This window comes from Burkholderia sp. MSMB1498 (assembly GCF_001526245.1).
Lineage (GTDB): Bacteria > Pseudomonadota > Gammaproteobacteria > Burkholderiales > Burkholderiaceae > Burkholderia > Burkholderia savannae.
This window is the reverse complement of record NZ_LOYJ01000054.1, coordinates 31,650-44,029: the sequence shown is the minus strand read 5'-3', so window position 1 is coordinate 44,029 and position 12,380 is coordinate 31,650. Positions and strand designations below refer to the sequence as shown.

The window sequence follows — 12,380 nt, the reverse complement described above, 5'->3', positions numbered from 1 at the left end:
AATTCATACCTATGCTTCGTTATGCCGGTGTTGCTGGTTGGGGGGCATCGAGCGAATGCGCTCGATACGCGGCGGGTATTGGAATGCCGATATTTTGCGTGATTCCCGTCATTTTCGGCAATGCGACAACGCGGAGGCGCCGCGTGCCGAATTCTTTCAAATATTGCGCCGCGAGGCAATCGGTTCCCACCCGGCACAGCCGCGCGGACTCGACACGCGCGCGCGGGCCGCCGTCAACGTCCGCGAGCCGCGCATCGCATCGTGCGGTGCGGCATCCGCGCGACGGGCAAGAATGCGCCGCGCGCGCGATCGGCATTTTTTGCGCCGCCAGGCGCGCGTCATCGATTTCACCGATATTCGGCGAGACCTCGCCATCGGCATTTTCCATGTCTTGGCGATCATTCGAATGGCGTGCGGCGCGAGTTTTCCGTTACCGATTATTTCGCTGCCGCGTCGGCGGATTCGGCCGCGCAATGGCGGCGCCCGGCCGATTTTGCATCGGATGCCGGCGCCGGCCCGATCGGCGCAAATGCCCGGCCGGCGCCGCGGCGCGCCGCCCCGGCCGGCGGCGGCGCGCGCTCCGCGCGGGCGCGACGGCGGCCGCGATTGGTTACGTTACCTTTACTTTGCGGAAGGCCGTTGCTAGATTCAAAACCGTGCGCCTCACTCCCCCACAAGGATCGCCATGAGCCATTTCCTGGACAGGCTGCGCTTTTTCGCGACGGCCCGCCCGCAGTTTTCCGACGGGCACGGCGCGGTCACCGACGAGGACCGGAAGTGGGAAGAGGGCTACCGGCAGCGCTGGCAGCACGACAAGATCGTCCGCTCGACGCACGGCGTGAACTGCACCGGCTCGTGCTCGTGGAAGGTCTACGTGAAGGGCGGCATCGTCACGTGGGAGACGCAGCAGACCGACTATCCGCGCACGCGAGCGGACATGCCGAACCACGAGCCGCGCGGCTGCTCGCGCGGCGCGTCGTACTCGTGGTACCTGTACAGCGCGAACCGGCTCAAGTACCCGCTCGTGCGCAGCGCGCTCGTCAAGCTGTGGCGCGCGCGGCGCCGCACGATGGCGCCCGTCGACGCGTGGCGCTCGATCGTCGACGACGAAGACGCGCGGCGCGCCTATCAGAGCCGCCGCGGCCTCGGCGGCTTCGTGCGCGCGACGTGGAACGAAGTCAACGAGATCGTCGCGGCGGCGAATGTTCATACGATAGCCCGCCACGGGCCGGACCGCGTCGTCGGCTTCTCGCCGATCCCGGCGATGTCGATGGTGTCGTACGCGGCGGGCTCGCGCTATCTGTCGCTGGTGGGCGGCGTGTGCCTGAGCTTCTACGACTGGTATTGCGACCTGCCGCCCGCGTCGCCGCAGACGTGGGGCGAGCAGACCGACGTGCCCGAGTCCGCCGACTGGTACAACTCGACCTTCATCATGATGTGGGGCTCCAATGTCCCGCAGACGCGCACGCCCGACGCGCACTTCCTCGCCGAGGCGCGTTACCGGGGCACGAAGATCGTGTCGGTGTTCCCCGATTACGCCGAAGGCGCGAAGTTCGGCGACCTGTGGCTGCATCCGAAGCAGGGCACCGACGCGGCGCTCGCGCTCGCGATGGGGCACGTGATCCTGAAGGAATTCCACGTCGACGGGGCGAGCGACTATTTCTCCGATTATTGCCGCCGCTACACGGATATGCCGTGCGTCGTGCGGCTCGTGCCGCATGGCGCGGGCTACGTGCCCGAGCGGCTCGTGCGCGCGTCCGACTTCGACGGCGCGCTCGGCGAAACCGGGCGTCCGGAATGGAAGACCGTGATGATCGACGACGCGACGGGCGAGTTCGTCGTGCCGGTCGGCTCGATCGGCTTTCGCTGGGCGCAGCAGGACGGCGGCGATCGCGGCAAGTGGAACCTGAAGGCCGAGACGTCGGCGGGCGACGCGCTCGCGCCGCGGCTGTCGCTCGCGAAAGCGCATGACGAAGTCGTCGACGTGCTGTTTCCGTACTTCGGCAACCAGCCGCACGCGCATTTCGATCACACCGCGCATCCGTCCGAGCTGTCGCGCAAGATCGGCGCGCGGCGCGTCGCGACGCCAAACGGCGAGATGCTCGTCGCGACCGTCTATGACCTGTTCGTCGCGAACTACGGAATCGATCAGGGCCTGGGCGGCCGCGACGTCGCGAAGACCTATGACGACGACGTGCCGTACACGCCCGCGTGGCAGGAGGCGATCACCGGCGTGAAGCGCGGCGACGCGATCGCCGTCGCGCGGCAGTTCGCGGAAAACGCGCACAAGACGCAGGGCAAATCGATGGTGATCGTCGGCGCGGGGATCAACCACTGGTTCCACATGGACATGACGTACCGCGCGATCATCAACATGCTGATCATGTGCGGCTGCATCGGCAAATCGGGCGGCGGCTGGTCACACTACGTCGGCCAGGAAAAGCTGCGGCCGCAGACCGGCTGGACCGCGCTTGCGTTCGCGCTCGACTGGCACCGGCCGCCCAGGCAGATGAATTCGACATCGTTCTTCTACGCGCACACCGACCAGTGGCGCTACGACCCGATGGACCCGGCCGCGCTCTTGTCGCCGCTCGCCGACAAGAGCCGCTTCCACGGCGCGCCGATCGACTACAACGTGCGCGCCGAGCGGATGGGCTGGCTGCCGTCCGCGCCGCAGCTCGCCGCGAATCCGCTGCGCGTCGGCGCGGACATCGCCGATCCCGCGCACGCGGGCGCGGAGATCGCGCGGCGGCTCGCGTCGGGCGAGCTGAGGATGGCGTGCGAGGACCCCGACGCGCCCGAGAACTTCCCGCGCAACCTGTTCGTGTGGCGCTCGAACCTGCTCGGCTCGTCGGGCAAGGGCCACGAATATTTCCTGAAGCACCTGCTCGGCACGACGCACGGCGTGCAGGGCGACGAGATCCGCGAAGGCGAAGGCGCGCGCCCCGAGGAAGTGACGTGGCGCGCGCAGGCGCCGCGCGGCAAGCTCGATCTGCTCGTCACGCTCGACTTCCGGATGTCGACGACCTGCATGTACTCCGACGTCGTGCTGCCGACCGCCACGTGGTACGAGAAGGACGACATGAACACGTCGGACATGCATCCGTTCATCCATCCGCTGTCGGCGGCGGTCGATCCGGCGTGGCAGTCGAAGAGCGACTGGGAGATCTTCAAGGGCATCGCGAAGCGCTTCTCGGAGCTGGCCGACGGCCACCTCGGGGTCGAGCGCGACATCGTGCTTTCGCCGATCGCGCACGACAGCCCGGCGGAGCTCGCGCAGCCGTTCGACGTGCGCGACTGGAAGCGCGGCGAATGCGACGCGGTTCCCGGCAGGACGATGCCGGCCGTGACCGTCGTCGATCGCGACTATCCGAGCACGTACCGCAAGTTCACGTCGCTCGGGCCGCTGATGGACCGGCTCGGCAACGGCGGCAAGGGCATCGGCTGGGATACGAAGGACGAGGTCGCGCTGCTCGGCGCGCTCAACTATCGCGTGACCGAGGACGGCTGCGCGCAAGGCCGCCCGCGGATCGACAGCGCGCTCGACGCGGCCGAGGTGATCCTCGCGCTCGCGCCGGAGACGAACGGCGCGGTCGCGGTGAGGGCGTGGCAGGCGCTCTCGCGCGTCACCGGCATCGAGCACGCGCATCTCGCGCATGCGCGTGAGGACGAGAAAGTCCGCTTTCGCGACATCCAGGCGCAGCCGCGCAAGATCATCTCGTCGCCGACGTGGAGCGGAATCGAATCCGAGCACGTGTCGTACAACGCGGGCTACGTGAACGTGCACGAGCTCGTGCCGTGGCGCACGCTGAGCGGGCGGCAGCAGCTCTATCAGGATCATCCGTGGATGCGCGCGTTCGGCGAGTCGCTCTGCGCATACAAGCCGCCCGTCGATACCGGCAGCTACGCGCACATGGTCGGCCAGCGCTCGAACGGCAATCCCGAGATCGTGCTGAACTTCATCACGCCGCATCAGAAGTGGGGCATCCACAGCACGTACACGGACAACCTGCTGATGCTGACGCTCTCGCGCGGCGGGCCGATCGTCTGGATGTCGGAGCGCGACGCGCAGACGATCGGCGTCGCCGACAACGACTGGATCGAGTGCTACAACGCGAACGGCGCGCTGTGCGCGCGCGCCGTCGTGAGCCAGCGCGTGCCGCGCGGGATGGTGATGATGTATCACGCGCAGGAGAAGATCGTGAACACGCCGGGCTCGGAGATCACCGGCACGCGCGGCGGCATCCACAACTCGGTCACGCGCGTGTCGCTGAAGCCGACGCACATGATCGGCGGCTACGCGCAGCTGTCGTACGGCTTCAATTATTACGGCACCGTCGGCTCGAATCGCGACGAGTTCCTGATCGTGCGCAAGATGAAGCGGATCGATTGGCTCGACGGCGAAGATGAGCGCGAAGGCGGCGCGACTGCTGCCGGCGCATCGGCCGCACCGGCCGCACGCAATGCCGACGCAGGAGAAACGCGATGAAAATCCGCGCGCAGATCGCAATGGTGCTCAATCTCGACAAGTGCATCGGCTGCCACACGTGCTCGGTCACGTGCAAGAACGTATGGACGAGCCGCGAAGGGATGGAGTACGCGTGGTTCAACAACGTCGAGACGAAGCCGGGCATCGGCTATCCGAAGGACTGGGAGAACCAGGAGCGTTGGCGCGGCGGCTGGAAGCGGCGCGCGGACGGCAGGATCGAGCCGCGCCTCGGCGGCAAGTGGCGGCTGCTCGCGCAGATCTTCGCGAATCCGCATCTGCCGGAGATCGACGATTACTACGAGCCGTTCACGTTCGACTACGCGCATCTGCAGGAAGCGGGCGACGCGCGCGCGATGCCTGTCGCGCGGCCGCGCTCGCTCGTGAGCGGCGAGCGGCTCGAGAAGATCGAGTGGGGGCCGAACTGGGAGGAGATTCTCGGCGGCGAATTCGAAAAGCGCTCGAAGGACTACAACTTCGATCACGTTCAGAAGGACATCTACGGACAGTTCGAGAACACGTTCATGATGTACTTGCCGCGGCTGTGCGAGCACTGCCTGAATCCGGCGTGCGTCGCCGCGTGTCCGTCGGGCTCGATCTACAAGCGCGAGGAAGACGGCATCGTGCTGATCGATCAGGACAAGTGCCGCGGCTGGCGAATGTGCGTGTCCGGCTGTCCGTACAAGAAGATCTACTACAACTGGCAAAGCGGCAAGGCGGAGAAATGCATCTTCTGCTATCCGCGCATCGAGGCGGGGCAGCCCACCGTGTGTTCGGAGACCTGCGTCGGCCGCATTCGCTATCTCGGCGTGCTGCTGTACGACGCGGATCGCATCGGCGACGCGGCGAGCGTCGAGCGGGAAACGGATCTGTACGGTGCGCAACTGTCGCTCTTTCTCGATCCGAACGATCCGGCGATCGCCGCTCAGGCCGAGCGCGACGGCGTGCCGGCCGCGTGGCTCGACGCGGCGAGGCGCTCGCCCGTCTACAAGATGGCGATCGACTGGAAGATCGCGTTCCCGCTGCATCCGGAGTACCGGACGCTGCCGATGGTCTGGTACGTGCCGCCGCTGTCGCCGATCAACGCGGCCGCGAACAGCGGCACGCTCGGGATGAACGGCTATTTGCCCGACGTCGAATCGCTGCGCATTCCGCTGCGCTATCTCGCGAACCTGTTGACGGCGGGCGACGAAGCGCCGGTGAAGCTCGCGCTCGAGCGGCTGCTCGCGATGCGCGCGTTCATGCGCGCGCGGCATGTCGATCGCGTCGACGCGCCGGGCGTGCTGAAGCAGGCGAGCCTGTCGATCGCGCAGGTCGACGAGATGTATCGCTATCTCGCGATCGCGAACTACGAGGATCGCTTCGTGATCCCGACGACCCATCGCGAATACGCGGAGGACGCGTTCGATCTGCGCGCGTCGTGCGGCTTCTCGTTCGGCAACGGCTGCTCGGGCGGCACGTCGGAGGCGAGCCTGTTCGGCATGAAGAAAGGCCAGCGGACGATTCCGATCAAGGAGGTGGAGCGATGAGCGACGCACCGCTCGAGCCGCGCGGCGCGGTATACGCGGCGCTGTCGGCGCTGCTCGATTATCCGGGCGACGCGCTCGTCGACGCGCTGCCTTCGATCGACGCGTGCCTGCGCGACGCGAAGGGATTGACGAACGGCGCGCGCGCGGGGCTCGCGCGCCTTGTCGCGTATCTCGGCGAGCGCGACTTGCTGACGCTGCAGGAGAACTACGTCGCGCTCTTCGATCGCGGCCGCGCGACGTCGCTGCATCTGTTCGAGCACGTGCACGGCGAATCGCGCGACCGGGGCCAGGCGATGGTCGATCTGCTGCAGATGTACGAGCGGCACGGGCTCTATCTGAGCGCGCACGAGTTGCCCGATTATCTGCCGGTGTTCCTCGAATATCTGTCGCGGCTGCCGGAGCGCGACGCGCGCAATCTGCTCGAGGAGACGGCCGAGATTCTGCAGGCGCTGGCAACGGCGCTCGCGAAGCGCGGCAGCCATTACGGCTTCGCGATCGGCGCGCTGTTGTCGCTCGCGGGCAAGGGGCGGGCGGACGTGCCCGAGTCGCCGGACGACGATGCGCACACGGCAGTCGATCACCGCGCGCTCGACGCCGACTACGCGGACGAACCGGTTCGCTTCGTCGGCGCGGAGACGCCGGGCGCGGCGGAGCCCGTGCGGTTTTACGACAAGCGGCCGGGCCGCTAGGGAAACGCTGATCAAAGGCCGGATTCGCGCTGCTGAGCACGGCCCGACAAGGGTTTGCGGCGCTGCGAGCGATTGAATCAGTGTTTCCCCAGGTCGCGCAACGGGCCGCGCGCGGCCGTCTGGCCGACGGCGCGACGATGCGAAGGCCGGCGGCGCGGGCGGGCGGCGCAAGGCCCTGGCGCAGGATCAACGAAGTACCCGGCGAAAGTACCCGGCGAAAGATCAGGAGAAGCCCATGAGCGATTACTTGAATACGTTTCTGTTCGGCCTCTATCCGTACCTCTGTCTCGCGGTGCTGCTGATCGGCAGCCTGATCCGCTTCGATCGAGAGCAGTACACGTGGAAGAGCGATTCGTCGCAGTTGCTGCGGCACGGCGCGCTGCGGCTCGGCAGCAACCTGTTCCACTGGGGCGTGCTCGTCGTCGTGATCGGCCACTTCGCCGGCTTTCTCGCGCCGCACTGGCTCGTGTCGCCGTTCCTGTCGGCGTCCGCGCATCAGCTCGTCGCGATGGTGGGCGGCGGCGCGGCGGGCGCGGTCGCGATCGTCGGGCTCACGATCCTGATCGCGCGGCGGCTCGGCGACGCGCGCATTCGCCGCAACAGCCGCAAGTCCGACATCCTGATCGTGTTGATGCTCTGGGCGCAGCTCGCGCTCGGGCTCGGCACGGTCGTGCTGTCCGCGCGGCACATGGACGGCGCGATGTTCGAGGTGCTGACCGACTACGTGAAGGGCGTCGTCACGTTCCGGCCGGGCGTCGCGGATCTGCTCGCCGGCGTGCCGTGGACGTATCGCGCGCACATCCTGCTCGGCTTCACGATCTTCCTCGTGTCGCCGTTCACGCGGATGGTGCACATCTGGAGCGGGTTCGCGTCGCTCGCGTACCTGATCCGGCCGTACCAGCTCGTGCGCAAGCGTTGACGAGCAGCTGATGAATACGATCGACGAAACCCTCGACGCGGGGGCGCATGCGCGCGTGAGCGTCAACGGCGTCGAGATCGGCGCGGCCGAGATCGCCGACGAGCGCGCGCACCATGCCGACGCCGGCGATCCGCTCGACGCGGCGCGGCGCGCGCTCGTGGTGCGCGAACTGCTGCGGCAGCGCGCGATCGCGCTCGGCCTCTGCGCCGAAGGCGCGCCGCTCGACGACGACGCGCTCGACGCGCTGCTCGAGCGCGAGCTCACGCACTTGCCGCAGCCGGCGCGCGAGGACTGCGAGCGCTACTACCGGAACCACGCGGCGCGCTTTCGCCGGCGCGACATCGCCTACGCGAGCCACATCCTGTTCGCGGTGACGGACGCGACGCCGCTCGCGCCGCTGCGCCGCGAGGCCGAAGCGACGCTCGCGCGCGTGCTCGCCGATCCGCAAACGTTCGAGGCGCTCGCGCGCGAGCTCTCGAACTGCCCGTCGGCGAGCGTGGGCGGCAGCCTCGGGCAGCTGCTGCGCGGCGATTCGGCGCCGGAGTTCGAGGCGGCCGTGTTCGATGCGCCCGACCTCGGCGTGCTGCCGCGCCTCGTGAACACGCGCTTCGGCTTTCACATCGTGCGGATCGAGCGCCGCGTGCCGGGCGATCCGGTGCCGTTCGACGCGGTCGCCGCCGACATCGCCGCGTTCCTCGCCGAGCGCGTGCGGCACAAGGCGATCCAGCAATACGTGACGATTCTCGCGAGCGGCGCGCGCGTCGAGGGCGTCGCGTTCGGCGACGCGAACGGCCCGCTGGTTCAATGAACTGATCGGGAAAGGAGGGCGGACATGGTCTCACAGCACGATTCCGGCGCGCTCGACCATGCGCCGGCGATTCCCGCGCGCGCGTGGTCGGTGCTTTTCGCGAGCACGTTCGCGTTCCTCGTCTGCTTCGTCGTCTGGATGATGTTCGGCGTGCTCGGCATCCAGCTGCGCGAAGACTTGCATCTGAACGCGACCGAGTTCGGGATGCTCACGTCGACGCCCGTGCTGACGGGCGCATTGATGCGGCTGCCGCTCGGCGCATGGACCGACCGCTTCGGCGGGCGCATCGTGATGACGGTGCTGCTCGTCGTCTGCGCGGTGCCCGTCTATGCGGTCAGCTACGCGACCGCGCTTTGGCAGTTCCTGCTGATCGGGCTCTTTCTCGGCTGCGTCGGCGCGTCGTTCGCGGTCGGCACGCCATACGTCGCGCGCTTCTTCCCGCCACAGCGGCGCGGGCTTGCGATGGGCGTGTTCGGCGCGGGTACGGCCGGCGCGGCGGTCAATCTGTTCGTCACGCCGCTGCTGCTCGCCGCGTACGGCTGGCGCGTCGTGCCGCGCGTGTACGCGGTCGCGCTTCTCGTCACCGCGGCGATCTTCTGGTTCGCGTCGGCGCCCGATCCCGGCGCGGGCGCGCAAAAGGGCTCGTGGCTCGAATCGTTCGGGGTGCTGCGCGATCGGCGCGTGTGGAAGCTCTGCCAGTACTACTCGATCACGTTCGGCGGCTTTACGGCGCTGTCGCTGTGGATGCCGCAGTACCTGAAGAACGGCTATGGAATGTCGCTTGTCGCCGCGTCCGCGTTCGCGGCGGGCTTCTCGCTGCCGGGCTCGGTGCTGCGCGCGCTCGGCGGCGCGCTCGCCGACCGCTACGGCGCGCACGCGGTCACATGGTGGGGGTTGTGGGTCGCGTGGATTTGCCTGTTCCTGCTGTCCTATCCGCCGACCGACCTCGTGATCCACACGGTCGACGGCACCGCGACGCTGCGTCTCCATATTCCGCTCGCCGCGTTCGTCGTGCTGACGTTCGTGTTGGGCGCCGTGTTCGCGTTCGGGATGGCGTCGACGTTCAAGTACGTCGCCGACGATTTTCCGGACAACATGGGCGTCGTCACCGGCATCGTCGGGCTCGCGGGCGGGCTCGGCGGCTTCCTGCTGCCGATCATCTTCGGCGCGCTCGTCGACTTGCTTCGCGTGCGCTCGACGTGCTTCATGTTCCTGTATGGGATCGTCTGGGTGTCGCTGATCATCCTCTATCTGGCGGAGATCCGGCGCGTGCCGATCGCGGGCGCCGCCGCGCGCTGAACGATCACGCGGCCTGCTCGGCGCCGGCAGGCGGCGCGTGCGGCTCGGCCGCGGCGCTGCGTTCGGCGCTCGACGGCGGGCGCTTGCGCGCGGAGGGTTCGAGGATGCTCGTCGCGTCGCCGAGGAAGAGCCAGTGAACCTGGCCGGGCGCGGACGCGTCCGATTCGCGGATCCAGTTCGCGCCGCAGGCGCGGCAGCGGAACTTGCCGATCATGAGCGGCTTGCGAAACAGCGGCCGCAGCTTGGTCGGCTTGCCGAGCGCATCGAGCGGAACATCGCCCGACTCCGGATGCCGCTCGGCGAGGAGCGGCTGACAGACATCACAAGGTATCATTGCTGCTTTCTACGGCACGGCACGACAAGGTGCGACACGGGCGCGCACGCGCCCACGAATCAGGCGGTGGTCTTGCGGCGCGGCTGCGGCTTCGCGGCGCCGCGCGGGGCGACCGGGCTGCGCGTCTTGTAGCTCACGCCGTGCTGCTCGAGATAATCCCGAATCATCTGACGCACGACCTGCGACGGCGTCAGATCCTGCGCGGCGCACAACTGCTCGAACGCCTTCTTCTTGAAGGGGTCGATCAGGACGGTCAGACGGGCGCTTTTCGTTTCCATGGCGGGACACAGTGGCATGTATGTTAATCAAATTATAATACACGCCGACTCCCGGACGATTTTTTGTCCGTTCCCTCATTTCCGGCGCAGCCGGGCACGCCCGCATCATGCGTCGACCGGTTCGCCGAACCGGCGCCAGTCGTAGCTCACGCCCAGTTCGATGCGCACGGCCGCCTCGACGAGATCGATGCTGTGCCCGCGGGCCAGCGCGTTCGCCCGCTCGATCATCGTCTCGAGCGACGGCAGCGGCGCATCGCTTTTCCACGCGAAGACGATCAGGTTCGACGCGCTGTCCTCGGCGGGCGCGAGCGCGGCCGAGGCGCCGAACACGTCGCGCAGTGCGGCGAGGCAATCGGCCACGCGCGGATCGTCGGTCAGCAGATTGACGACCAGCACGCCGCCCGCCGCCAGATGGCGGCGGCAGTCCGCGTAGAACGGCCGGCTGCCGAGCTCGAGCGGCAGCCCGCCGGCGTCGAAGCCGTCGACGATCAGCACGTCCGCGCACGCGTCGCCCGCGGACGCGACGTATTGGGCGCCGTCCGCGCACAGCACCGAGAAGCGCGCGTCGTCGGGCGGAATTCGGAACCGGTCGCGCAGCGCGATCACGTCCGGATTGATCTCGATCGACGTGATGCGCGCGTCGGGCAGGTGCCGGTACAGATATTTCGCGAGCGAGCCGCCGCCCAAGCCGATCATCGCGATCCGGCGCGGCTCGGAGTGCAGCAACAGAAAGCCCATCATCGTGCGCGTGTAGCCGAGCGCGAGCAGATCCGGGCCGTCGACATACATGCAGCTTTGCATCCCGCGATCGTCGAAGCAGAGCGACACGAGGTGCGGCGTCTCGATCACGACGGGCGAGTTCGCGTGCGCGCAGCGGTGCGGCGCGGACAGCGGCCCGGACGAGTTCGCGGGCATGCCGGGAAAGCGTGGTTGCATCGGCCGGTTCTCCCGCGCGTCAGTTCGCGCTCAAGAGCGACGCGAGCGAATGAAGCGCGTCGTCCTCGTCCGGGCCGCTCGACAGAATCTGCATCTGCGTGCCGCGCTTCGCGCGCAGCGCGACGACGGACATCACGTCCTTCGCGTTCGCGCGGCGGCCGTTCGCGACGACGACGATGTCGCTCTGGAAGCGGCCCGCCGCGCCGGCGAGCGCCTGGCCCGCGAACGCGGCGTCGTAGCGCCCCCATTTCAGGCCGATCTCGATCAATGCTTGTGCCACCGGGAATCCTTCAAGTGATTCGTTGCACGCGGGCCGTCGCGGCCGGCTCGCGCGCCTGCGCGCTCAGTCTCAGTGCATCGCGCGCGCCTGCGCGCGGGCGAGGAACGCGAGCAGCTCGCCGTCCCATGCGCCATCCTGCAGGACGATTTTCGCCGTGTCGAGCGGCTTCATGTCGCGGTTCAGATGCACGAGCGCCAGCGAGCGGGGCGGGCACGGCCGCCGGAAGAAGCGCCCGTCGTCGTCGAGGAAGAGGCAGGGGCGCTGCCGGATCTGCGCGCTCGACACCGAGATCGGGTCCAGCACGTGGCGCGCCGATTCCTTCGGGTAGACGAAGATGACGTTCGTGCCGAGCGCCTCGAGGCGCTCGCACGCGGCCGAGAAGCGGTAGAGCATCTGAAAGCCGCGCTCGCCGCTCCTGCCGACGCCGACGATCACGAGGCCCTGCGCGCCCATTACGTCCCGCGGCACGCGGCGCGCGTAGTCGTGCGCTAGGAGCGCTATATGCATGTCGAACATGCGTGCGTCCGGGTCGGGCCGCGCATCGGGGGGCGCGTGCGGTTGAGCCAATCGCCGGAACGGGCCGGCGCGTGATCGATCATTTTCGTGCGCGGGAGTGTATATGCACATAACATTAACATGGTATGTGCGTGCTCGGAAAGTGGGCAGGTGCGCCGGGCGACGGGAGCCGATGCGCGGCAAGGGGATCGAAGCGGGCGCTGGCGCCTGACGGACGGCTTTCGGCGGGACGAATTGCGGGCGCAACCCGCGCAACAATGCTGCCGGCTTCGGCTTCGGCTTCGGCTTCGGCTTGGATTGGACCGA

Annotated in this window: 12 protein-coding genes; 6 read left to right on the top strand and 6 right to left on the bottom strand. The window is 68.1% G+C overall.

Annotated elements, in window-relative coordinates:
* Positions 1 to 19: 19 nt before the first annotated feature.
* Positions 20 to 388: a hypothetical protein gene (locus tag WS91_RS36760; protein ID WP_197419494.1), complete on the bottom strand. Its 369-nt coding sequence runs from the start codon at positions 386 to 388 to the stop codon at positions 20 to 22.
* 297 nt (positions 389 to 685) lie between these two features.
* Here WS91_RS36760 and WS91_RS10000 point away from each other — a divergent pair, with 297 nt between their 5' ends.
* The 6 genes from WS91_RS10000 to WS91_RS09975 all read left to right on the top strand — a co-directional run bounded on the left by WS91_RS10000 (position 686) and on the right by WS91_RS09975 (position 9,730).
* Complete coding sequence (locus WS91_RS10000) at positions 686 to 4,489, top strand: nitrate reductase subunit alpha (RefSeq protein WP_059670202.1); 3,804 nt, start codon at positions 686 to 688, stop codon at positions 4,487 to 4,489.
* Positions 4,486 to 6,015, top strand: coding sequence for a nitrate reductase subunit beta (narH, locus tag WS91_RS09995; RefSeq protein WP_038745407.1), 1,530 nt, complete (start codon positions 4,486 to 4,488; stop codon positions 6,013 to 6,015). The genes WS91_RS10000 and narH overlap by 4 nt, the downstream gene beginning before the upstream one ends.
* A complete protein-coding gene (gene narJ / locus WS91_RS09990) occupies positions 6,012 to 6,704 on the top strand; it encodes a nitrate reductase molybdenum cofactor assembly chaperone (protein WP_038745404.1) in 693 nt (230 codons plus the stop codon). Before narH ends, narJ begins: the two co-directional genes overlap by 4 nt.
* Before the next feature lie 235 nt (positions 6,705 to 6,939).
* Positions 6,940 to 7,623 carry a respiratory nitrate reductase subunit gamma gene (gene narI, locus WS91_RS09985; RefSeq protein WP_038745402.1) on the top strand — a complete coding sequence of 228 codons (684 nt, stop codon included), beginning with the start codon at positions 6,940 to 6,942 and terminating at the stop codon, positions 7,621 to 7,623.
* 10 nt (positions 7,624 to 7,633) lie between these two features.
* Positions 7,634 to 8,431, top strand: coding sequence for a peptidylprolyl isomerase (locus tag WS91_RS09980; protein ID WP_038745399.1), 798 nt, complete (start codon positions 7,634 to 7,636; stop codon positions 8,429 to 8,431).
* Positions 8,432 to 8,455: 24 nt separating this feature from the next.
* On the top strand, positions 8,456 to 9,730 hold the full coding sequence (locus WS91_RS09975; protein WP_038745396.1) for an MFS transporter: 1,275 nt from the start codon (positions 8,456 to 8,458) through the stop codon (positions 9,728 to 9,730).
* Between the two features lie 4 nt (positions 9,731 to 9,734).
* Here the strand turns inward: WS91_RS09975 and WS91_RS09970 are convergent, their stop codons facing one another.
* The 5 genes from WS91_RS09970 to WS91_RS09950 form a co-directional block, all read right to left on the bottom strand.
* A complete protein-coding gene (locus tag WS91_RS09970; protein ID WP_038745394.1) occupies positions 9,735 to 10,064 on the bottom strand; it encodes a hypothetical protein in 330 nt (109 codons plus the stop codon).
* A 59-nt stretch (positions 10,065 to 10,123) separates the two neighbouring features.
* Positions 10,124 to 10,342 (bottom strand): ribbon-helix-helix protein, CopG family, encoded by a 219-nt coding sequence (locus WS91_RS09965; RefSeq protein WP_059581960.1) that lies wholly within the window; start codon positions 10,340 to 10,342, stop codon positions 10,124 to 10,126.
* Between the two features lie 105 nt (positions 10,343 to 10,447).
* On the bottom strand, positions 10,448 to 11,257 hold the full coding sequence (locus tag WS91_RS09960) for a spermidine synthase (protein ID WP_059647071.1): 810 nt from the start codon (positions 11,255 to 11,257) through the stop codon (positions 10,448 to 10,450).
* A gap of 40 nt (positions 11,258 to 11,297) precedes the next feature.
* On the bottom strand, positions 11,298 to 11,558 hold the full coding sequence (locus WS91_RS09955; protein ID WP_038745386.1) for an HPr family phosphocarrier protein: 261 nt from the start codon (positions 11,556 to 11,558) through the stop codon (positions 11,298 to 11,300).
* A 69-nt stretch (positions 11,559 to 11,627) separates the two neighbouring features.
* A complete protein-coding gene (locus tag WS91_RS09950; protein ID WP_038745383.1) occupies positions 11,628 to 12,074 on the bottom strand; it encodes a hypothetical protein in 447 nt (148 codons plus the stop codon).
* Positions 12,075 to 12,380 lie beyond the last annotated feature (306 nt).